The following is a 22,823-nucleotide window of genomic DNA, read 5'->3' on the forward strand; positions in this document are numbered from 1 at the left end:
ATCTAACTCTAAATTACTTTTTCATATAATCCTATCGTTTACTCTATTTTGTTAGTTTCGTCAACTATAGTATTAAAATTTTTGATGGGGTTTTTTATGTCTTAAATTATTCCATCGAACTCACATTTCTTATAGCTATAAAAAGACTTTCTTCAATATTAAGAAATACAGCCACCATCAATAACTAATGTTGATACAGTAACTAAACAAGATTCATTTGATAGAAGATCCATTAACGACATTGCCTCCGCCACTTATAAGCATTTGTTAAATCACATTATTTATACTTAAAAATACTCCCATTACATAATGTTATAAGACTGTAAGGTGCATTCCTAAGTATCGCTTTTATTTTAATTTACTATATCTATCCTTCCTTATACTCCATCCAATTAGAGCAGATAGTAAACTAAAAATAATAATAACAATAACCAATAATAAGATATGTTCACATCCATACATGATACTATTATTATCTTTCGAGAGAATAACCAAGATTGACATTCCATAACCGGCAGTATAAATAGCACCAGTTTTAATAATATACGTTAAAATGCCCTTTTTTTTCGTTCTTTTCCAAGCTTTAATGAAATTATTATCATCAGAATAAAATAACTTTGTTAATTTATTTGGTTTCATTTCATATTCAGTAATGAGAATCCGGAAAGTTGCACTCATAATTATAATTATTGTTGTAGAAATAATAAGAACCAATATTACCAACATCCTCATAATAATACCCCTTTTTAAAATTTTTGACTTATATTATTAACTTCTCACCTATCTTAATTTTACAATATTCAACCATTAGAATATTGTTGTTGTACATTACTACCATTTTAGCCTTGGTGGTGTGTTTAGTCCTAACCTATATATAGATTATAAGTCATAAATTTACACATTACTATATAAAAATAGTTCATTTGCCAATGCTGACGAAAACATTTTATTATGTGAAGCTTCTTTTATTTCCGTCTTTAATTAAGACTGCTTAACCGAATTTTATCAACATGAATAAATTTAATATTAGTATTTTTTAAATAGTTAAGAATTTGGTCTTTAGATCCCGAAACACAATAATTTTTTGTAGTAAGCACAGAAATTTTCTCTGCATCATTCAAACAATTTTGAAGAAACTCTTTAGAATTAGTAAACTCTATACTGCCACTACTAAGCCCCAAGTCTTTCCAAATATAATCAGTATTTAGTAATTCTTGAAGATTAGAAATATATATTTTTTTCAGTTCTTCTTCTGTCATACCTCTTCGGTCATCAGTATCCTTAAATAAACAACTTAAATTCATACTGATGCCACCTTGAAATTTTAAATTAGGCTGATTTACTTGTAGCCACTCCAGTGTTATTTTTTCCTTACGGATTTCCGATACAGGTCTTGGATTAATTTCTCCAACGGAAAGATATATCATAGCTGATTTAGGCAATTTTTCTAGTTCTTTCTTTGTGCTCGGTGATTGTCTTACTTCAAATTGCCCCAACATCTTAGTAACCATATTATTTGTATCCTCTTTTACCTTACAATTCCCCTTAAACATCTCAATTTTCACATTTTGCCTGCCTATCGAAATAGGTCCTGTATGATCTAGTATCTGCATATTAAACATATATCTAGAGAACCCAACCTTTTCTATCTGAAGACTAGCCACCTCATTATATGGATACATAACCTCAAAATATGCCCTGAGAGAAGAAAGCACCTTTGGGTCAGGTTCTTTATTAAGCTTTTCAGGATTTGTATAAGCCATATTCATTAATGGGCTGATCATGATAAATACTGCTGCAAGTACAGCAAGAATAGCAAGTGTTGTACGAAAAACTATTTTTCTTATCTTCTTATTAATAATTTTTTCAATATCAGATGCTAAGTCCCTACTTTCCGGCATCTCCTCAATTAAACCATGCAGCTCCTTATCCAACTCTTCTTCGGTCATATTCTCATTATCTTTCATCATTTTTCCTCCTTTAAACTTTCGATAAGTTTCTTTTTTGCTCTAGATCGAAGCTTCCTAACATATGCCTGAGTTATTCCATGTGTAGATGCCATTTCAGCATCCGTAAGCTCAAAATAAATACTTTCAATAAGAATATCTTTCTGCAGTCCAGACAATTTCTGAATTGAATTAAATAACCTACGTTTTTCTTCCTTTTTAAGAATATCTGATACAATTATATCTGGATTTGTCAGTATATTTTGTTCATCATAAACGGTATCGTTATTTAATACTTCTCTTTTTCGTTTTCTACAAACATTAAGAAATTCATGCTTCAAAACAATAATAAGCCATGTTTTTATACTTCCAGTGCTCTTATAGCTTAAAAAAGCCTTTACAAAGGTTTCCTGTAGGAGGTCTTCAGCATCCTGTGTGCTATGTGTCAATGATAATGCATATAGGTAAAGTGGTTTGAAATACAACTGATATATTTTCTTCCATTCATCTTGTTCCATCCTGGGCCCCCTTTCGTATAAATAACACTTAACTTATTACTTTGTGACACCTCATAAATCAAAATTCCCACAAACTAATAAGTCTGAGGGAACATCAAGGGATTGAACTGCCATTATAAACATTTGATTGCAAAGTTTTCTTCAGTGTGAATTAGGTCATAGCAAATATAATATTCCTTCTTATTATAAATAAATAGCTAAATCTATAACGTTTTATACTCCCAGTGTCTTATTTTACAATATTCCTTAAATCCGATACTATTGTATGCATTTTTGCCCATATCCGAGGCTTGTAAAACACTATACTTACAACCCAAGTTCTTAGCATCTCTTAATGCCGTTTTTGCAATCAAAGTTCCAAAACCTTTTCTCCTAAATTTATTCGCTGTACTGACTAAATAAATTCCTGCAATTGCATCTTTAATATAAAGCATTAAAGTAGCCACAATTTTATCTTTGTAATAGCATCCATAGAATCTAATATCATTTTCATTCAGAAACATTTTATATATATGCGAATTTCTTTTCTTTTTGAATGCTTCTTCAGTTATTAATATCCAATCTTCAAGTTCATTAGCACTTTTTATAGTTCTAATTTTACCTATGCTGTCATTGCTTCCAAATTTGAATGAAGCTAAGTCAATAGCCATCCCAGACTGTTGATAAAACATATCGAAATTGAGACTCTTTAAATAATCTTCCGAAATTATTGGTTGGTTATATGAATTTATTAATAAGTGCTTCGGAGCTATTTCAAGTTCTATATTTTTACGTAATAGCATGATTACTTCTTTAATATTAGCTAATGGAATATTCATATCAAAAACTTTATTATACCCTTCAAAATATGAATTCTTAGCCCATGAATAGTTATCCTGTTTTACAACTTCTCCACAAGATATATTTGCAGCTTTAATACATAAATTGATTAGGTTCTTTTCAATAATAAGTGCGAAATTGTTAGTTTTACACATAAATCTCCTTTCTATTTCTAATGACATATGCTTTCTTTAGTAATATTTGCAGCAGTTTATGACTAACTTTAAGCATGTTATATTTTAGTTGTTAATCTCTATTTATCTAATAATTTTCCCATTATTACTGTATTATAATAGTTTCCATCTTTATGAATACGGTCCTTTATTAATAATCCTTCTTCTACAAATCCATATCTCTTATATAACTGAATTGCTTTTGTATTTGTTTGTACCACAGTTAATGAAATTTTTTCGATTTTCACAGTAGCTGCCCACATAATAACTTTTTCTAGTAGCTTTTTACCAATTCCATAACCCCAGTAATCCTTTGATATACATAATCCAAACTCTGCTTTATGTCTAAATCTACTTAGTTTCATTCCTTCTAAGCGGGTAAATCCAACAATTTTACTTTCTACTTCTGCAACTAAAAATATAGTTTTTTCCGCTATTGCATCTTCATAAATAAGTTTTTCGAAATCTTTTGGTGTTAATAAATCTTCTCCAGATTCCCTATCAAGATTTTCTGTTTCTCCATCAATTTTAACTCTTAATTTAGATAATTCAATTGCATCATATTTCGTTGGACAACGAAGTGTCCATATTAGATTTTTGCCCTCTATTCTCTTGTTTTCAATAATCATATATTACCTCCAACAGAATTATTTAAATAAGTCCGTATCTTATTACTACGATGTCATATCCCCATTATCTTCTAAGTATATGTGCTTGCAACATTTTTCATATAGCTGGCTAGCTTTAATCTTATTCCAGCTGGAATACCCCTACTACTGGGCCATCTGACTACAGTCTGTACTAACATTTCAAGAAGAAGCCGCTTCTTGTTGCACTCCCATTAGCCTAATTAGAAGTTTGAATTTTTACAGTAACATCACTATGCCCAGTTTGTTCACTAACACAAATTAGATTTATAAATCTATCCAAAATCGTTCAACAACACAATTCTCATCTTTCATTACTACTTCATTTTCTTTTTTTCCACCTTGCGCTAATATAGTTTTCTGAGAAGCAAAATTATCATTATCACAAGTTAGCAAAACTCTACTAATATGTAATATGTCCTTACAATAACTCAATGCTTGTCTTAATTCTTCTTTTGCATATCCTTTGTTTCTTTCAGACTTTCTTACAGAATATCCTATATGTCCACCATATTGTAAAAGGTAATCATTTAAAAAATGCCTTATTTGTATCATTCCTACAATACAATTATCACTTTTCCTAATTGCTAATAATTGCGTTGCTGTAACTTTTTTCCATCTACTTCTTCTGTTTCATTCAATAATGATTTTTCAATATATTCTTGTGGTGAATTCATATTTCTTAAGAATCCTGTTCCATCCATTGATTCATTATTATAAATAAACTCATCTTTATATGAAAATATGTCATCACCATAGTCTATTGACACTTTCTTTAATACTAAATCTTTCATAAAATCACCTCTACAAATTATTATTTTCTTTATTAAATTGGAATTAAGAAAGATACCAACTGTAATTGAGATTGCATTTTAATTTTTTACTCTCCTTTTACTATTTTCTGTAATCCTTTCTGATGAATGGCTCTTCAATACTTTCAGAAATAAGTAATTTGTATTTCTGGGGCTGGCGGTATGCGTTGCCATGTACTTCACGACTTCTATACTCTCTGATTTCATCAATAGGAAAATCGGCTATATAAATTCCCTCTTGTACACCAGCTTCAATAGTAAGCGTATCTCTTGAACCAAAGCCAGAAGGTCTGTACGCAATCCCATCAGATTACGACATATGAAACCATGACATTAATTTTTATCCTTTCTCCAATCATATTTACCGTTTGGTAGATCTATTTTATGACCATTAATTATAACAATATCATCATCCTCCCAAGTAATATCTGATTTATCAATTTTATAATCCCAGTAAATATTCTTTACCTTATTATTTTTAGTGTTTATTATTAATTCACCTCTAACTGCATAAGCCACTGTTGCCCCACCATTGCAAAGATATGTTTTAATAGTATAAGTTCCATTTGATGATGTAGATTGGCATAAATAGTCCCCTGCTGGCAATCTCGTCATACTATAAAACAATGTATGTATAAGGCCAAAAATTCCTATTGCAATAATAATTAATATTGTTGCTACAACCAATATTATTTTCTTTATATTTATAACCGACACACTCCTCAATATTAAATTTTTTTATAAGCCACAATATGCTTGTATTTATATATTTGATATTTAAAAATTATTAAGAAATCATTGGGAAGTAACTTGTAAAAGGCTTCTTTTATTTTCTCTGTACATAATCCATATGCAGTTAATAATAATCTTTTTATAATAAACATCCTCCATTCTTATCATTTTAGTTTGTATCAACATACCTTGAATAACAAAAATCATTCTCATTAGTTAATCATATCAATTACACACTTTGCATTTTCTTCAGTAATATCAAACTGCGCATTTGTTCTAACTTAATGAGAATTAATTTCTTCATTCTTCAAATTTAAATCAAACTCGCACAAGATATCATATAAGCATTGAGAATATCCATCCTTTGGCATCATATTGTCATCAAACCATAATCTCCAGCCAGAAGACATAACAACTGCCATTTTCTTTGTCTTATTCTTTTCGTTTATAAACCAAAGATATTGGACCATCATCGAAACCTAAACTTCTATAGAATTCCTCATTTTTAATGCTTCCCCTTAACATGTATGTAACTTGTTTGCTACTATCTAATATCTTATTTATTAAAATTTTGCCAATACCGTTTCTTCTGTATCTCGAATCAACCACTACATTATTTATTTGTCCATTAAATACATAATCAGTTGTACACCGAGCAAATCCAATCATTATTTTTCCGTCCCATGCAGTAACTACAATTTGAGAATTTTGTACCATTGCTTTTAATCTATTAATATCATTAGTTTTATCATTCCATCCTACCTAATTAAAAAAAGTCTGTAATTTATCATAATCAACTATTTTATCTATAAAATACATAATCATAATATAACTCACTCCCTTCAATTGTTTTTTCAGCTTCTATTTAACTTTTATATAACAACCTTTATAATAAAATCTTAGAAATCTTCATCATATTTTTATACACAATTCACCTTCTGCTTCTCTACTAAACCTATCAATAAATGAATGTACAAAAGAAACTTTGTCATCAAAAGTTTCATGCGATACCTTATAATTAAGTAAATCTCTACATTTTTGAGCTTCAGAGTCAAATTCCTTGTTATAAAATTCAACTGAATTTTGCATTGGCTCGTCTTTATGAGCATAATACTGAAAATTCATCCAGATTTCTACAGCACCAAAATGGTCAAGTATATACAATTACATATAATATTTTCAATATAAATCTTAACTTCCTTTAATTATCTAATGTATATACCGCAATATTTTAGTAATTATCTTATATAGAAGAACAAGAGGTAAATCACTTACCTCTTGTTCTTCTATATTTAAGCACATAAAAAACTTCATCTTCTGTTTCTAGTCCATTAATCCTCTGCTTAAATCCAAAACTAGAATATAACCTAGCTGCTACTATACTTTTGGGATGGAAACTCAACCATATTTCATTAAAATCATTTTCATTTCTAATCTTATTTAATAACTCAGCAATGGAAACTACATTTGGGTGCGGTAAATATTGCTTTTGCTCATCTTTGATTTTTAAGTTAACACATTCTCTCCAATTATTTTCATCTATTTTCTTCAAAAATATGTTCATTGTGATCTACCTCACTTTTTATTTGTTTTTATTACCTTTTTTAACTTAATGGCTCATTAACATATGTATTCATACAAAAAATGAAACATTAAATGGTTCATCAGTCATTGCTCAGGTTGATTATTTATTCTGAATAACATCCCACAAAGTTTATTGCAAAAAATACTCAAGGGCTTCATAGCTTACAACAGATCTTAACGACTGAATACGTTTAATTTCATCATCATCAAACCCCGCTACACCATTTTGCAGCAAAAAAGTATTATAACCCCTCTCAATAGCACCATTATAAGTAAAGAGGACACAATGCTCTGCAGCAAATCCACTTATAACAATACAATCTACACCTTCACTCTTTAGAATTGTATCCAGCTCTGTTTTCCAAAAGGCATTGCTATAGGTTTTATGTACTAAAATATCATTGTCTGATATTACTAATTCTTCCACACTTTTAAAGCCCTCAGTCTCTGGTCCCCCTGCTTCTAAGTCCTGTATGATTACGACAGGCTGGTTTTTCACACGAAAATATTCACTAATTTCATTAATATATTCTACTGCTTTTTTAAAGGATGACTTACAAGACGTGGCTTCTTTACAATTTTTTTGCATATCTATTACTAAAAGCGCTACTTTTGACATAATATTTTCCTTTTATCACGATTGTCTAAAACTTCCTTATTAATACTCACATATTAAACTATAAAATTATCATTCATTTTATACCCTCTGTTATATCCTCACAATATTATATCAATGAAATTTAAATACACACAATGTAAAGAATGCTTATAATTATTTTTTCCAAACTCTAGCTGATTTAATAACTTTATTTTCATTTATAAAATCGACATATCTACAGCTATTAATTAACAGTTCTTTATAAAACATGGGTTTTAAGATACATCAGGCATTTCGGACAATAATAAATTAATTTCATTTTTTCAGCTATTAATTGTAAGAATAATGGGAAGCTGTAGAATATATAAAAAATGCAGAATTATTCCATTACTTTAGTAATTCTAACAGTTGTTTGTGTCGTCCGTTAAGAAGAATCCTAACTAACTAGCTAATTTATTGAGAAAATCTTTAACTTCTATTAAGATTTTTTTGCTATTTTCAAATGTTAATAAATCAAGCATATCCTTATAATTTAACCATCTAAATTCTTCAATCTCTTCCTGCTGGATATTTACAGACTGCTCTGATGTTATTCCGATGAAAAAAATCACTTCTTTTAATGTGCTTTCAGTCAATTGATATTCTATTTTTGTTCTAAATTCATCAAGCAATGTAATACTTAATCCCGTTTCTTCAAGAACTTCTCTTCTTGCGGTTTCTTTTTCATTTTCATCTTTTTCTTCCATGTGCCCTTTTGGAAAGCTCCAATGTCCATTTGCTTTGCTTTTTACCGCTAAAAATGAAAACTCTTCACCTAGTTTTCTATATATCACAGCTCCACATGATTTTTCCATATTCATTATTTTCCTCCTAGTTTAATTACAATTTCAGTTTGTAATCCTTATTTCGTCCTATTCTACTGGAACGTCATATACCCATTTTCCTATAACTTTCATTTTTTGAACTTCTAATTATAGACACAACGTGTACACCTTATCTAATTTCTTTAGGAATTCATAATATACAAAATTTGCTTATCTTAGCTTATAATTACGGGTGATGCAACTTTTGAATGTTACATAATAAGTTATATAGTTTTAACCATAATTAAACATGGATTTTTATCTCCCCATATTTCTTTTATCTCCTCTAAAGGACAGAATCCAACATTTTTATAAAACTCTCTCGTTTCTTCAATACCAAACCATTCTGGTAATTTTCTCAAAATAGAATTTGTAATATTTGATTTTTGTTCATTATCCAATAACTTATTAATCTGAATCACACCAATATCCCCCCAACTAATTCGCCTTATATTACTGAAGCATCACAAAATCTGAATATTGTGTTATAAATTTTCTGTAGATTAAGCTTATTTTTAGAGATTAATGGTTATTTAGTTGATATAAATAAACCACATTCCTTTTGAATGTTGATTGCACCGTATTTTTTTCTTATATCTTCAAAATAATCGAATAATCCATCAATATCTTTTTCTGAATAACTTGCTATAGATATAGTAGATCTTATCCAATCAACTAAATCTTGTGTTTCTGTAATTGATAATGAATCTTCAAAATCCATCCTTTTCACCTCTGAAAAATGACCACTTAGTATTTCATATCCATTTTGGAGATTAAAAGAAAATTTTTGTGTGAATGCTTTTGTATCTGGATTAAAGTGCTTTAGGGCATTATGTAAAAAAGGTCTCATTCCACCATTTCCATTAGTAGTTGAATAGAATTTTCCGCCAGTCTTAAGCACACGTTTCACTTCGGATAATGCTTTTGACAAGTCAGGAATATGGTATAGCATATGATTAGCAATAATAATGTCAAAGGTTTCATCTGGAAAAGTAATATTTTGTATATCAATTTGTTGAAATGAAACATTATTATAGTTAGAATAATTTGTTCTAACTATATCTACCATACCTTTAGAAAAATCTGATAGGGTCAAACTACAACATTTAGGTAGATTTTTAATTTGATTTTGCCACTGTCCACCATTACCACAACCAAGTTCTAATATGTGGCAGTTCTCAGAAAACTCGTATTTATCAAATAACCAAGGCACAAGTCCTTGTTTATTTGTGCTATGTTTTAAATGCAATTTAGTTCTTGCGGACAAATTTTTATCATCAGAATATTGCTGTTTTACATTTTCGGTTTTATCCATAGTAGACATTTTGGTTACCTCCCATAATACAAATAATTTTGCTTCTTTATTTACTTTAACAAATATGACATAGGTGTAAATCTAATACCATTAACAGTAATCTCTTCGTCTGTATTAAAAAAGCCAAGATGATGATAAAATTCTATTGCATAATTCACCTGCCTAATAAAATATATTACCACGCATAACAATGCCATTGTGCCAGGACTATATACCTAATTGATTATGCATGTTTTTACATCTGTCATACCATAAAATTTCATATTCATTTGGTTCAATTACTCTGTCTTTTAGATCTTCTATTGAATTAATTCCTTCTGTATTACACCAGTCAACGCAAATCTGATATGCATTCCAACTTAATTCATCCTCATCCCAGTACACTTTTATCGTTTTGACTCCTTTTATGTATGCCGCATATGCCCTCGTATGTCCATCAGTATATATAATTTTTCCGTTTAACTTTTTTATAGGTATAGCATCATAGCTTTCATAATCAGTTGGAGTAAACCATTTTAATATATTTTTCAACTTTTGCGAGTTTATATATAGTTGACTTGGTTGAATATCTTTTATATTCATCAAAATACCTTTTGACATTTGGTAACCCCCATAAATTTATTAGCTATGTATTTATTTTAGATGAAATGTTTTTTTATACATAAGTGTATTGAGTTCAGGATAGGTTAGATTCTTTGGTAATCCAAAAGAAGATAGTGGACTAAAGGATATTCTTAATGTCAATATTTTTATTCTTTTGAAACAATATGTTCAACACTATCCCTCAAATTAATTAGCTTATCTGCAAAAAAACTTGGATATGCAACATAATCTTTTAACTTATCAATTGGTAACCAATGCATATATTCACGTACACCTTGTGAATAGCTATTACTATCCAACTCTTTTGTACCTCTTGATTTCATTAGAAAATAAAATGAAATTTCATGGCATTTCATGCCGTCAAGTGTACCTGAGCCTTCAAAAAAATTTTCGTGAATAAATGCCAGTCTGTCAACTTCATATTCAATTCCCGTTTCTTCAAATACTTCTCGCTTAACTGCATCTTCTGCTTTTTCTCCCAAATGTACTCCACCACCTATAGAATAATAGTAAGGATCCACTTCGTTTTTGGCGAAAAGAACATGTCCATCTTCAATAATTATTGCTGCAGCCCGATATCGGAACCATCCATTTCCATTTTCAAATCCACAATCCATTACACACACTCCCATCTTATTTATTACATATTACAAGTTAGATATAATTCCTTGACTGAGATATCTATATTTAGACCCGTACGTTCAGAGTTTTGTCAGCCCACCATTGGATATTCTTACCATATATATTTTACAAACTCCCGACCTATATCATCCTCGACTACCTCTAGCCCTCATTTCCTCAGCTAATCTATTAAGGGCTGACCTCAGACGACTTCACCGAACTTAACTTACTTATAGCTTCGCTATTCTGGTATCAGAGAAAGCCCTCTAAGACGTTGCCCTATCATTTGACTTTTCAAGTTATCAATTTTCTCAAACTTACGGTTAATGGTTAATCATTTTAATTAGTAACGTGTCGCACACACCTTATAAACGTAATGTTTTCTTCATAACATTTACTATAATACCATTATTCAACAAATAAACTTAATTTCCTCTAAATTTTATTTCTTATTTCTAATCTTTCACCTAATTCAATCATCCTGTTTTGATTAGGCTGAGCATTAACATGCTTTTTATGGTACAGATTATTTTAAATATAATATGTGTTTTTACTTTTATGGTTAGTTCTATCATCTAGCACTAGATAAATAATTAATAATTTAATAAATCACATCATCTCTAAATGCATCATTTCTTGTGCAGTTTTATCTAAACAGATACATTTACTTATAAATCTTATTGCCTCACCAATAGGCAAACAATAGTTCATACCTGGAAATTTTTCTCCAAACTTCCAATGATAATAGTTTAAAGCTCTATAGTATGCTTCCATTTCATTATCTAATTGCTTATCCATTTTCTATCCTTTCTTACCTTAATTTTGTGTTTCGTTTGTTTTTTCTATAATATAATTTTTTATATAAACACACTTTAATTCATTACATAATTTGGAACGATGGTTCTTACTAATTTGTTATGCTTCATTTATAATTTAGTATTTTCTAGTTTAATTTTAAAGTTAATTATTAAACTTTTTATCCTTGCATTCACTGAGATTTACTATATCAGCTTGTGCATGATTTACAATACCGTTGCACACAAATGGCTTTAATTGTATCTTTCCAACAGTGTATAATAATTAAGCAGTTATTGCAAAACTTGTAGTAACATATTATAAAATCATGCCTCTATAATTACTCAAGTTGTTTTTTTTGAAAAATATTTTTCATTTAATCTCTCCTTATGGTAGTATTTTTATGTTTTAGTTATGTCCATTTATAATGTCAAATAGGTGTCAACTTGATGTATTTTTTATTAATTTTGGTATATTTATAATTGAATAAATAAATCAAGTTAGCCTCTTACAATATTTGTACGGAAAGCCCACTCCTTCAGGTGTGGGATGGATAGCAATTGCAGATACTCAACATAACCAGTATAAATAATAATATGTGTTAAAAACATGCAAAAACAATCTAGCGAGGGAAAGCGAGGTGAACATTCAGTGGCAAAAAAAGAATCTAAGCAAAGATTCGTTTTGAAACTAAACCTTAAAATTGAATATTTTGAAGAAGACATATTGGATAAAAGATTTGAAATAGGCAGAAAGATTTATAATTCAGTTTTAGCTAAAGCCTTAAATAGGTACAATGAGATGATTAAGAGTAGAAATATGAATTAATAGATTGTAACCAATAGTCGTATAAAAAAACATTATTTTTTTGCTAAATATAACTCTATCGTGTCATATATAGTTAAAACATTACCATTTTAAAGAATAGCATTTTCAATTTCACTGTATAATAATTGCTTTGTAGATGCTACCATATTTCTATGATCTGAATATGTATTTAATAGTGAAATATAACCTGAAGAGTTAAATACTCGTGTTTGGTGATATAACTTTACTTCTAAGTCTCTAAACCCATATGATTGAATAGTTTTTGATGTTTCATTGTATCTTGCCGTATCATTTTCTATGAATTTAGCATTTGAAGGTCTATATTTTTGGTATACACTTTGAATTTTTTGATGCAATAAATCATCTTTTCGGTTCACAAATGGTTTATTCCAAAACAATGCTAATGTTCCATTATTCTTTAATACCTTTAATGCCTTTGGATAACCTATATCTTCGGGAATCCAATGAAATGCTGTTGCAGAATAAAGAATATCAATACTACTATCATTACACTCAAACTCCTCAAATGAAGTATTGTATACACTAAAATTTTTATATTCTTCAAATTTTTCTTTTGAATATTCTGCAAGATTTTTTCCGATTTCAATGGCTGTTACATCACATCCTTTCATAAGATACCTGTCAAATAGTTAACTGTTCTTTACCTTGCAAAATAATATCAGCCAAAATTTCTGCATTTTTATAATAATAAGTAAAAGCTTCATCTCTTTCAATAGATTCATCAATTAATTCTTCTTCTATAAACTCAATACACTCATTTAGGCCTGAAAGTATAACATCCCATATAAACTGTTTGTAATCAGGTTTATATAACAATTTATCGTATACGCCTTTTAGGAAAATCTTTCGATATTCATCCGTCATATAAAAAGAAAATGGGAAAAACTTTTCTGAACCATGTGCTATTAAGCGTGCAACATCTAAAGAATATGGCATAATACCTGCAAAAGCCCAGAATATCTAAATTTTTTTATTAATTCTTTAGTTTGTTATGACGAACTTTATGAAAGATGTAAACTAATCGTGACTCTCAACAACAATAAATGGTATCATCATCTCCTGCTTGGTCATTCCTGCATGATTTGACAGGAACTGCTTGGATTTATGATTGTAGGCAATTCCTTGCTTTCCAATGGCAACTGCCAAAAAATCACCAATAAACTCCTCAAATTTTCTATGAGCTTGACCATCTCCAAATAATTTTTTTTCTAAGACTTCCTCTTTGGAAAATAATAAAAAGCCCTTGCCAAATGCTTTGTAAAATTCCTCTTTAAACTGCTTTCTATACTCCTCTTTTACATAAAAACACGTGGCTCTACTTTCAATAGAAATTGGTCTTACTAGCATCTTTAAAAGCTGAGGATGATCGCTAACAAAACTATAGTTCAAATTAATATGCCCATGGTCTGCGGTTACAATAACGATAGTATCTTTTAGCACCTGGCACATTTTTTCTATTCCATCATTTAGTTCTTTCACCCATGAAGCTACTTCACTACTATAGCAGCCATATTCATGCATAGCAGCATCAGGTTGTGGAGTGTATGTATAAATATATTTGTTTCCAGCAAGGCTGCAAAGTCTTTCTATCTCTTCAAACATTTCAATATGTGATGAAACTTTATTGGTGCCAAAGGGTGACACACTGTAAGCTTTAGCATTACCAGTTTCATTGATAATATCATATATGCTTTTATAAGGGATTATTTTTCCAGCCACATTATAATCAGCAGCTTTTTCATCACTATCTCTCAGTGTATTAATAAAAGCATTAACAATCTTATCTATTTCGCTAAAATATAAACTCCAGCCAAGCCATCCATGTTCCATAGGCGTCAATCCACTTTCAATAGAAGTTGTTGCTGCAGTTGTGGTGGGTGGAAAGACTGTAGATATTTCTGACACAAAATGCCTTCTCAAAAAACTCCCTTTATCAAGATGGTTTTCTAATGCATCCACACCTAGGCCATCTAACAACATGACCACAACATTCTTATAATTTTTCTTTAAATAATTATCAAATATTCTTAAGGTTTCATGATGATTTTCTGCTCCATAATATTTCAGTACTGAGCTAGCCAAATTCACAATAGAATTATTGTAGTCTGGATATTTTATGTCCATAAAGTGCCTCCAATAGTCTTCTTTAGATTTCACATATTGTTCTAACTGCTTCCCAATGTTTCATTTTAATGCCCCCTTAAATAATAAAAAAAATTCCTTTAAAGCTAAAAAAAGAAAAATTATGGCTATACATGCAAAACTATATTTAAAAATCAAGAGATGTGATTCTACAATAGCATTTATATAAGGGATTCTAATGATAATAGCAGAAAAGGAAATAGCTAAACCTAACAACATGTAAATTTTTTTATTTTTAACGTATTCAAGAATAAAAAAAATAGTAAAAATTACTGGAATAAATAACCTCACAATAGTTCACCCCCTCCACATGAGTTGTTGAGTAATTCGTGTTCGATGATATTTCCATCAGAAATTACATCTACGAAACAACAATAAATAAATTATACCATTTTATACAACAGTTAACTATTATTTAGAACATTTAAGTAGAAAATGTTAGTGATATCCCTTATATATAATCCATAATAACAGTGCAAGAGATTTTGTACTATTATATTTACTATAATTGCTATTAAAATAAGTCTGAAAAAATAATAAACTCCAAGCTCTTAGAATTATTCTAAGAACTTGGAGTTATTCCTTATTGATGGAAACTAACTTTATTTAAATGAACTAATAATGGGTTGTTCTTTAAATACTCCAATTCCTTTTTCAAATCACGAAGGAATAAAAATATCATGTCACGACTAACACCATGACGAATTAAAATACGTTGTACGGTTAAATTCTGGCGATTACTTGGTAGTGGATAGGATGCAATTTGCCAACCATGCATTCTTAACCGATCAGAAAGTTCATAAAGTGAAAACCCAGTTGCAGCTTCATCCTTTAGAGAGTAACAAACCGCTGGTATACCACCATGCCCATCATATAATATATCAAATAAATCTATTTTTCGAAGTTCTTCACCTAAATACTGCGCAGTGTCAGCACAAGCATTGTTAATTGCAGTATAGCCCTCATTTCCCAATTGCAAAAACTTGTAATACTGAGATATGATTTGACCCGCTGGTCGTGAAAAATTCAGTGCAAATGTTGGCATTTCTCCTCCTAAATAATCCACATTAAAGATTAAATCCTCAGGCAAGTCCTTTAAAGTCCTCCAAACAATCCAGCCAACACCAAGTGGTGCCATTCCAAATTTGTGACCTGAGGCATTAATAGATTTGACCCTAGGAATACAAAAGTCCCATTTAATATTTTTCTGTATAAATGGTGCAATGAATGCTCCGCTAGCAGCATCTACATGAATTGGAATATCATAACCTGTTTCTTTCTCAATTGCATCTAAGGCTTTAGCCAGCTCCTGCACCGGTTCATAGATACAGGTAAATGTGCTACCCAAAGTTGCCACTACTCCAATTGTGTTCTCATCGCAGTATTGCACTAGTTGATTCGGTTTCATACCGAGCTCACCCGGCATTAATGGGACTTCTCTTATTTCAACATCAAAATACCGTGCAAATTTATGCCAACATATTTGTACAGGTCCACATACAATATTAGGATTATTGGTAGATTTGCCCTCATCTTCGCGCCGTTTGCGCCATCTCCATTTAAGTGCTAAACCACCAAGCATGGCTGCTTCACTAGATCCAACTGTGGAACACCCAATGGTGTCTAGTTTTCCAGGTGAGTGCCAGAGATTTGCCAATATATTCACACATCTATGTTCAATTTCAGCAGTTTGTGGGTATTCATCCTTATCTATCATATTTTTATTAATTGACAAATCCATAAGACTACGAACTTCATCTTCAATGTATGTAGTACAAAAGGTTGCTAGGTTTTGACGAGCATTTCCATCCATAAATAGTTCATCATGGATTAGTTGCCGAATCACGCCCGGATCAGAAATTTTATCAGGTAACTCATCTTTCGGAAGCTGAGCATGAGCTATTGAATTAGTGTAAAGATTTTTACCATCATCATCTCTGTTTTTACTATTAAATATTGCCATATTTAATTCCACCTTTCTTGTCCATAATATTGTAATAATTATATTTTTAGATTTCTATATCTATTATAGGCCGCCATTATTTCTTGCTTCCTAATCATGGCTAAACTTCCACTGCCACCTTTTAAGCTATCTATAGATAATAACCCATTTTCTTATAATGATGCAATGTAATATTTATCTCGCCATTATCCTATACATATCATTAGTTTAACTATTTAATCTTTAATTAATACATCTTCACAAAAACATTTAGCTATTAGTTTGCATGTGTATGATTAAATATCATAATCTTTCATTTTATTATATAAAGTTTGTCTTTTAACTCCTAAAATTTCAGCAGCCTTAGTTTTATTCCCACCCACATTCTTTAGTGTATAAATAATTAATATTTTTTCATATTCTTTTAATGTTATTTCAGTTTTTCCCTTTAATTCATGAAAATCATTATCCCTACTTATTTCGATTGGCAAATGACTTTTCATTAACACTTTTTCATTTTTTTTTGCTATAACTACCGATCTTTCTATGGCATTTTTTAATTCTCTAACATTACCATTCCATGTATAATTTAATAATATATGCATTGTCTCCATATCAATTTCTTTAAGATTTTTATCGTATTCTTTTGAAAATTCGTCTAAAAATATTTTTGAAAGCATTGGAATATCTTCATATCTTTCTCGTAATGGCGGTATCTGAATTTTCACTACATTAATCCTATAATAAAGATCTTCTCTAAAATTCCCGTTTTCAAGTTCTTTAGATAAATCTTTATTAGTAGCCGCAATAATTCTAACATCCAAATCTATGAGATCAGATGCACCGATTCTTTCCAATTGCTTTTCTTGAAGTACTCTCAAAAACTTAACTTGCATATTTAAATGAAGCTCAGCAAGCTCATCTAAAAATATTGTTCCACCTTGGGCCTGTTCGAATTTACCTATTTTTTTACAGCTTGCACCCGTAAAAGAGCCTTTTTCATGTCCGAAAAGTTCACTTTCTATTAAATTTTCAGGAATGGCAGCACAATTAATAACCACAAATCTTTTATCTCTGCGATCACTTTTATTATGTATAAGCTTTGCTAGTACTTCTTTTCCCACCCCAGTCTCACCAACCAATAATACTGTGGCTTTGCATTTTGCAATTACATCAATGGTTGAAAATATTTCTTTCATTTTTTTACTATAAGATATAATACTATCATATTGATATTTTTTTTTATAAGTATATTTTATTGGGGCTTGTGAACATTGGTCTGGTTTTTTCATAGATTAAATCCCCTCTTTGCTCAATCAATTTATAGAATACTATTTTCTTAATATTATTTCACCAGGTAGTTCTCCCGTATGCCGCTGATCATTTACTACTATTATTCCATTCACAATTACGGCTTTTATTCCGATAGGATACTGATGTGGGTTTTTCAGAGTAGCCCTATCAAGTATAGTATCCTTATTAAACAAGGTAATGTCAGCTTTAAAGCCTACACCTAAAAATCCTCTATCCTTTATATTCATCTTTATTGCAGGTAATAAAGTCATCTTACTTATGGCATCCTCTAAGGCCATTATTTGTTTCTCTCTTACATATCTGCCCAATATTCGTGGATAAGTCCCGTAATATCTTGGATGTACTTTTACATCTTTATAATCTCCATAAGGCGATACGGCTAGTCCATCGGTACAAAATATTGACATCGATTGTTTCATTACATCAATTAAATCTGTTTCTATCATTGCAGAAAAAATTATTTTTATTACACCATCTTCTTCTATAAGCAATTTAATAACTGCTTCCGGTGGTTTTAAATTTAATATATCTGAAATTTTTTCTATATTCATTCCCTCGTATATTTTATTTTCTGGTCTTTTCATAGACACAATTCTAATCCTATCCCATGATGAACCAATCATAGGATTTCCCCAACTACTATTTACATCAAGCATATCGTTTATAACATTTTCCTTGATATCTTCCTGTTTTAGAAAATTTGCAATTCTTTTAGGGCTAAATTGTCTAATCCATGCAGGAAGTACATCACTTAACACACTTTCATAGAAGGTATAAGGATATACATCATAGTCAACATCTATACCCCTCTGTTTTGCTTTGTTTATGATACTTATTGCTTCCTTTACCTTGCCCCAGTTTTGTGGGTGAGCCGCCTTCAAATGTGATATTTGAAGTTTAACACCTGATTTTTCGCTTATTTCTAATACTTCATTTATAGATTGAATTAAATGAAGACCCTCTTCCCTCATATGTATAGAGCAGATTCCATTGTATTTATTTACTACCTTAGCCATATTAACCAGTTCTTCCATTGTTGCAAGTGAATCAGGACTATTATCTAACCCTAAAGACAATCCATGTATTCCGTTGGATAATTCCTTTTCAAGAATAAACTCCATTTTTTCCATTTCCATGTCTGAAGGTTTTCTTTTTTCAAAACCCATAACTGAAACTCTAATCGATCCATACCCTACAAGAGAGGCTATATTTACTGATATCTTTTTTTTATTTAATATGTTAATAAAATCGCCTTGAGTTTTCCAATTTAAATAATTTGATTCATCTTTGTTCTGATCATATGAACAGATATATTGTTTTAAATCATCAAGATGATTTTCGGAAATTGGCCCCAATGTTCGACCGCCCTGCCCTACAATTTCTGTCGTTATTCCTTGCATTATTTTACTTTCAGATCTCGGATTGGAAAAAAGAGAAAAATCAGAATGTGAATCTATGTCTATAAATCCAGGACTAACAATATATCCCTGTGCATCAATTACATTGTTGCATGGTTCTTCTATATCATCACATATTTTTTTTATGTATCCATCTTTGATCGCTATATCAGCAACATATGAACTTTTACCCGAACCATCTATTACCTCACCTTTTTTAATAATCAAATCATACATTTCTTTTTTCCTCCTATATAATTAATATATAATATTCTGTTTTACTTTGATTTCTTATATTTTAACATATGCATATTTAGGTTTCAATTTAGTACAATTTTTATAATTACATAAGTGTAAAAAAATTTTACACTTTCTAACTAATATTAATATTATAACCGTCCATTTATTTTACAGATTCAATTATTTTTTTGCGTTTTATTTATATTTATAAATTTTATATGTCTTTATGCCTTACATTTTCCATAAATAAAGGGTTTTATAGAAATAATTAGTATATAATTTAAGATATTACCTTTTGGCATATTAATTGCTATGTATATTAGTGAAAAATATATTATGAAACCCTTTGCAAAGGAAAGAACTTTAAAAAAAGATCAAAAGGAAAAATAGAAGGAGGACTTACAATGAAAAAATTTAAAATGCCATCTGCATTTACAATATCCTTTTATATTATTATTGCAGTAGCTATATTAACGTGGATTATTCCATCTGGTGCTTACAATTATATTGATCCTAATGCATCTAAACTCCAGCCGATTGGTGGAACATATCATAGTGTGGCTGCAAACTTTCAAGGATTATGGGAAGTTATTAACGCACCCATAAAGGGTTTTAAAGATGCCGTGTCCATTGAATTATTTGTTCTTGTAATCGGAGGATTTTTAGCCGTAATTACTAAAACAGGTGCAATTGATGCCGGTGTATCGAATGCTCTTGTTAAATTTAAAGGTAAAGAACATAAAATCATTCCAATTTTAATGATTTTGTTTGCAGTTGGTGGAACGACATTTGGTATGTGTGAAGAATCACTTCCTTTTTACCCTATGTTAATCCCAATATTTATTGCAGCAGGTTATGATGTGATAGTTCCAGTTTCTATAATTATGTTAGGAGCAGGAATTGGTTGCCTTGGGTCAACCGTAAATCCATTTTCTATAGGTATTGCATCAGGTTTTGCGGAAATTTCAATTGCAGATGGTCTGTTATTGAGAATAGTAATTTTAGTTGTTACTCTGTTTATATCTATTATTTTCGTAATGAGGTATGCTGAAAAAGTAAAAAAAGATCCGTCAAAATCCATTGCTTATGATATGAAAGAAGACAATGAAAAATTCTTTTTATCTGGAAAGACAGATGAAAAAATTGAATTAACACCAAAAAGAAAAAAAGTACTAGTTGTATTCTCCCTAGCATTTATAACCATGATTGTTGGAGTTATTCCATGGGGAAGTAAATTTGGCATTAAAATATTTGAAAATTTCAACAAATTTATAACAGGTATACCCATAATAGGGAGAATTATTGGTAGACCCGTTGTCCTCGGTGACTGGGGATTTGGTGAAATGGCACTAGTTTTTTTAGTATTTTCAGTAATAGCTGCAATGATATATAAATTTAGCGAAGAAGAATTTATTAAAACATTTGTTGATGGGGCAAGAAGCTTATTAGGTGTTGCATTAATTATAGGTGTATGCCGAGGAATTACAGTAGTTATGAATGATGGAAATATGACTGCTACAGTGCTTCATGTTGGAGAGGAAGGGTTGAAAAATTTAAGTCCTGTAATCTTTACTAATCTAGCATTCTTATTTTATATACCATTATCATTTTTAGTACCCTCAACCACAGGGCTTGCAACACTTTCTATGCCAATTATGGCACCTCTCGCGCAATTTGCTCATGTAAATACACATATTGTTATAACCGCATTTGCTACTGCAAGCGGAATTGTAAATTTAATAACACCTACAAGTGCTGTGGTAATGAGCATTGTACTATTATCTAGAATAAGTTATGTTAAACTAATGAAATTCATTTGGAAACTTGTATTGTTAATATCTGTAGTATGTATGGTAATAATGAGTATAGCGTCTATATTATAATAGAATAGAAAGGATGGGACATAATGGATTACATTAAAATACACGAAAATGGAATTGTTGTGGATGCTCACAGTGATATTCCCTTAGATCTTTTATATACTAGAAAAAACGGAGAGCATAGTAGTAATTTAACTAATAAACATCTACCAATTTTACAAGCTGGTGGAATTAACGTGGTTTTTATGGAGATTTATGCTAAATTGCATCCTGAAGGTTCGTTAAAGCAAGCTATGTTAGAAGTTGGAGACTTATATGAAGAAATAAAAGAAAATGAAAAACTGAAATTAATACGTACAAAAAACGATTTCAAGAAAATAGCAACAGATGGTACTCTAAACATAGTACTTTCTATGGAAGGGTTAGAACCGCTTGGAAGTGATTTAACATTGTTAAATGTATTTTATGAACTTGGAATTAGAAGTGCATCTCTTACTTGGAATAATCGCAATTATTTTGCTTCTGGAGTAAGTGAAATAGGCGGGCTTAGTAACTTAGGCAAAAAAGCAATAAAAATGATGGAGGAGCTTGGAATAATAGTAGATGTTTCTCATCTTAATGAAGAAGGTTTTTGGGATATTATAAATATTGCTACTAAACCTATTATAGCATCTCATTCTAATGCAAAGTCTTTATACAATTGTGATAGAAATCTTTCTGATGAACAAATAAGAGCCATTGTAAAAACTGGTGGTGTTATTGGAATAGTATGTTATTTTACTGAAGAGGAAGAAAAAATGTCTCTTGAAAGCTATATGAAACACTTAGAATACATGATAAAAATTGCAGGAGAAGATCATGTTGGGCTTGGTTTAGACTTCAATGGCTATCTTGGGGATATATATGTTCCAGGTATCGAAGATGCAAGTAAAATTCCTTCAATTACTAATGAACTTTGTAAAAGAGGATATAGTGAATCGACTATTTATAAAATTCTTGGTGGAAATTTTTTGAGGGTCTTGAATTCAGTATTAAAATAATTTTTGAAAAAAATTAAACTAATATAATTAAATGTAAAAATCACAGCAAGTAA

The 22,823-nt window shown here is 30.2% G+C and carries 28 protein-coding genes and 2 pseudogenes; 3 read left to right on the forward strand and 27 right to left on the reverse strand.

The genetic code is table 11. The annotated features are described in order from the left end of the window. Positions 1–348: 348 nt before the first annotated feature. The 20 genes and pseudogenes from ACREVU_RS10765 to ACREVU_RS10860 all read right to left on the reverse strand — a co-directional run bounded on the left by ACREVU_RS10765 (position 349) and on the right by ACREVU_RS10860 (position 12,029). A complete protein-coding gene (locus tag ACREVU_RS10765) occupies positions 349–732 on the reverse strand; it encodes a hypothetical protein (protein WP_431551599.1) in 384 nt (127 codons plus the stop codon). A 245-nt stretch (positions 733–977) separates the two neighbouring features. Next, the gene (locus tag ACREVU_RS10770; RefSeq protein WP_431551600.1) at positions 978–1,970 is read right to left on the reverse strand and encodes a sigma factor regulator N-terminal domain-containing protein; all 993 of its coding nucleotides are present in this window, start codon (positions 1,968–1,970) and stop codon (positions 978–980) included. After that, positions 1,967–2,464, reverse strand: coding sequence for an RNA polymerase sigma factor (locus ACREVU_RS10775; RefSeq protein WP_431551601.1), 498 nt, complete (start codon positions 2,462–2,464; stop codon positions 1,967–1,969). Before ACREVU_RS10775 ends, ACREVU_RS10770 begins: the two co-directional genes overlap by 4 nt. 203 nt (positions 2,465–2,667) lie before the next feature. Further along, on the reverse strand, positions 2,668–3,465 hold the full coding sequence (locus tag ACREVU_RS10780; RefSeq protein ID WP_431551602.1) for a GNAT family N-acetyltransferase: 798 nt from the start codon (positions 3,463–3,465) through the stop codon (positions 2,668–2,670). Positions 3,466–3,536: 71 nt separating this feature from the next. After that, positions 3,537–4,085: a GNAT family N-acetyltransferase gene (locus ACREVU_RS10785; RefSeq protein ID WP_431551603.1), complete on the reverse strand. Its 549-nt coding sequence runs from the start codon at positions 4,083–4,085 to the stop codon at positions 3,537–3,539. Between the two features lie 285 nt (positions 4,086–4,370). Beyond that, on the reverse strand, positions 4,371–4,658 hold the full coding sequence (locus tag ACREVU_RS10790) for a GNAT family N-acetyltransferase (protein WP_431551604.1): 288 nt from the start codon (positions 4,656–4,658) through the stop codon (positions 4,371–4,373). A 32-nt stretch (positions 4,659–4,690) separates the two neighbouring features. Continuing rightward, positions 4,691–4,897, reverse strand: coding sequence for a hypothetical protein (locus tag ACREVU_RS10795; protein WP_431551605.1), 207 nt, complete (start codon positions 4,895–4,897; stop codon positions 4,691–4,693). Between the two features lie 351 nt (positions 4,898–5,248). Continuing rightward, positions 5,249–5,632, reverse strand: a complete 384-nt coding sequence (locus ACREVU_RS10800; protein WP_431551606.1) for a DUF5412 family protein — start codon at positions 5,630–5,632, stop codon at positions 5,249–5,251. Positions 5,633–5,928: 296 nt separating this feature from the next. After that, positions 5,929–6,120, reverse strand: a complete 192-nt coding sequence (locus tag ACREVU_RS10805) for a hypothetical protein (protein ID WP_431551607.1) — start codon at positions 6,118–6,120, stop codon at positions 5,929–5,931. Next, positions 6,080–6,391, reverse strand: a pseudogene (locus ACREVU_RS10810) (GNAT family N-acetyltransferase); the annotation flags it as partial. The gene ACREVU_RS10805 and the pseudogene ACREVU_RS10810, both read right to left, overlap by 41 nt. A 168-nt stretch (positions 6,392–6,559) precedes the next feature. After that, entirely contained in the window at positions 6,560–6,811 is a 252-nt protein-coding gene (locus ACREVU_RS10815) for a hypothetical protein (protein ID WP_431551608.1), read from the reverse strand. A gap of 103 nt (positions 6,812–6,914) precedes the next feature. Further along, on the reverse strand, positions 6,915–7,211 hold the full coding sequence (locus tag ACREVU_RS10820; RefSeq protein ID WP_431551609.1) for a hypothetical protein: 297 nt from the start codon (positions 7,209–7,211) through the stop codon (positions 6,915–6,917). Positions 7,212–7,361: 150 nt separating this feature from the next. After that, the gene (locus tag ACREVU_RS10825) at positions 7,362–7,850 is read right to left on the reverse strand and encodes a cysteine hydrolase family protein (protein ID WP_431551610.1); all 489 of its coding nucleotides are present in this window, start codon (positions 7,848–7,850) and stop codon (positions 7,362–7,364) included. 419 nt (positions 7,851–8,269) lie between these two features. Beyond that, positions 8,270–8,689: a bis(5'-nucleosyl)-tetraphosphatase gene (locus tag ACREVU_RS10830; protein WP_431551611.1), complete on the reverse strand. Its 420-nt coding sequence runs from the start codon at positions 8,687–8,689 to the stop codon at positions 8,270–8,272. A gap of 227 nt (positions 8,690–8,916) precedes the next feature. Continuing rightward, positions 8,917–9,114: a hypothetical protein gene (locus tag ACREVU_RS10835; RefSeq protein WP_431551612.1), complete on the reverse strand. Its 198-nt coding sequence runs from the start codon at positions 9,112–9,114 to the stop codon at positions 8,917–8,919. Positions 9,115–9,221: 107 nt separating this feature from the next. Further along, positions 9,222–10,016: a class I SAM-dependent methyltransferase gene (locus tag ACREVU_RS10840; RefSeq protein WP_431551613.1), complete on the reverse strand. Its 795-nt coding sequence runs from the start codon at positions 10,014–10,016 to the stop codon at positions 9,222–9,224. A gap of 41 nt (positions 10,017–10,057) precedes the next feature. Next, positions 10,058–10,204 (reverse strand): GNAT family N-acetyltransferase, encoded by a 147-nt coding sequence (locus ACREVU_RS10845; RefSeq protein WP_431551614.1) that lies wholly within the window; start codon positions 10,202–10,204, stop codon positions 10,058–10,060. 10 nt (positions 10,205–10,214) lie between these two features. Continuing rightward, the gene (locus tag ACREVU_RS10850) at positions 10,215–10,607 is read right to left on the reverse strand and encodes a hypothetical protein (protein ID WP_431551615.1); all 393 of its coding nucleotides are present in this window, start codon (positions 10,605–10,607) and stop codon (positions 10,215–10,217) included. Positions 10,608–10,756: 149 nt separating this feature from the next. Further along, complete coding sequence (locus tag ACREVU_RS10855) at positions 10,757–11,227, reverse strand: NUDIX hydrolase (protein ID WP_431551616.1); 471 nt, start codon at positions 11,225–11,227, stop codon at positions 10,757–10,759. Between the two features lie 613 nt (positions 11,228–11,840). Further along, the gene (locus ACREVU_RS10860; protein ID WP_431551617.1) at positions 11,841–12,029 is read right to left on the reverse strand and encodes a hypothetical protein; all 189 of its coding nucleotides are present in this window, start codon (positions 12,027–12,029) and stop codon (positions 11,841–11,843) included. Positions 12,030–12,677: 648 nt separating this feature from the next. On the opposite strand from ACREVU_RS10860, the gene ACREVU_RS10865 reads away from it, so the two are divergent. Continuing rightward, the gene (locus ACREVU_RS10865; protein ID WP_431551618.1) at positions 12,678–12,854 is read left to right on the forward strand and encodes a hypothetical protein; all 177 of its coding nucleotides are present in this window, start codon (positions 12,678–12,680) and stop codon (positions 12,852–12,854) included. 89 nt (positions 12,855–12,943) lie between these two features. On the opposite strand, the gene ACREVU_RS10870 is transcribed toward ACREVU_RS10865, so the two are convergent. The 7 genes and pseudogenes from ACREVU_RS10870 to ACREVU_RS10900 all read right to left on the reverse strand — a co-directional run bounded on the left by ACREVU_RS10870 (position 12,944) and on the right by ACREVU_RS10900 (position 19,907). Next, the gene (locus tag ACREVU_RS10870; RefSeq protein ID WP_431551619.1) at positions 12,944–13,486 is read right to left on the reverse strand and encodes a class I SAM-dependent methyltransferase; all 543 of its coding nucleotides are present in this window, start codon (positions 13,484–13,486) and stop codon (positions 12,944–12,946) included. 10 nt (positions 13,487–13,496) lie between these two features. After that, on the reverse strand, positions 13,497–13,811 hold the full coding sequence (locus ACREVU_RS10875; protein ID WP_431551620.1) for a hypothetical protein: 315 nt from the start codon (positions 13,809–13,811) through the stop codon (positions 13,497–13,499). A gap of 81 nt (positions 13,812–13,892) precedes the next feature. Beyond that, positions 13,893–14,999, reverse strand: coding sequence for an alkaline phosphatase family protein (locus tag ACREVU_RS10880; RefSeq protein WP_431551621.1), 1,107 nt, complete (start codon positions 14,997–14,999; stop codon positions 13,893–13,895). Between the two features lie 601 nt (positions 15,000–15,600). Continuing rightward, the gene (gene gad, locus ACREVU_RS10885) at positions 15,601–16,980 is read right to left on the reverse strand and encodes a glutamate decarboxylase (protein ID WP_431551622.1); all 1,380 of its coding nucleotides are present in this window, start codon (positions 16,978–16,980) and stop codon (positions 15,601–15,603) included. 38 nt (positions 16,981–17,018) lie between these two features. Further along, positions 17,019–17,120: pseudogene (locus ACREVU_RS10890) on the reverse strand (hypothetical protein); the annotation flags it as partial. A 135-nt stretch (positions 17,121–17,255) separates the two neighbouring features. Further along, entirely contained in the window at positions 17,256–18,251 is a 996-nt protein-coding gene (locus tag ACREVU_RS10895; protein WP_431551623.1) for a sigma-54 interaction domain-containing protein, read from the reverse strand. Between the two features lie 39 nt (positions 18,252–18,290). Beyond that, positions 18,291–19,907 carry an N-acyl-D-amino-acid deacylase family protein gene (locus ACREVU_RS10900; protein ID WP_431551624.1) on the reverse strand — a complete coding sequence of 539 codons (1,617 nt, stop codon included), beginning with the start codon at positions 19,905–19,907 and terminating at the stop codon, positions 18,291–18,293. A 407-nt stretch (positions 19,908–20,314) separates the two neighbouring features. Between ACREVU_RS10900 and ACREVU_RS10905 the strand changes: the two genes are divergently transcribed. After that, positions 20,315–21,793: a YfcC family protein gene (locus ACREVU_RS10905; RefSeq protein ID WP_431551625.1), complete on the forward strand. Its 1,479-nt coding sequence runs from the start codon at positions 20,315–20,317 to the stop codon at positions 21,791–21,793. A 23-nt stretch (positions 21,794–21,816) separates the two neighbouring features. Beyond that, positions 21,817–22,770, forward strand: a complete 954-nt coding sequence (locus ACREVU_RS10910) for a dipeptidase (RefSeq protein WP_431551626.1) — start codon at positions 21,817–21,819, stop codon at positions 22,768–22,770. Positions 22,771–22,823: the final 53 nt, after the last annotated feature.

Source organism: Clostridium sp. (assembly GCF_050717535.1).
Classification (GTDB): Bacteria; Bacillota; Clostridia; order Clostridiales; family Clostridiaceae; genus Clostridium_AD.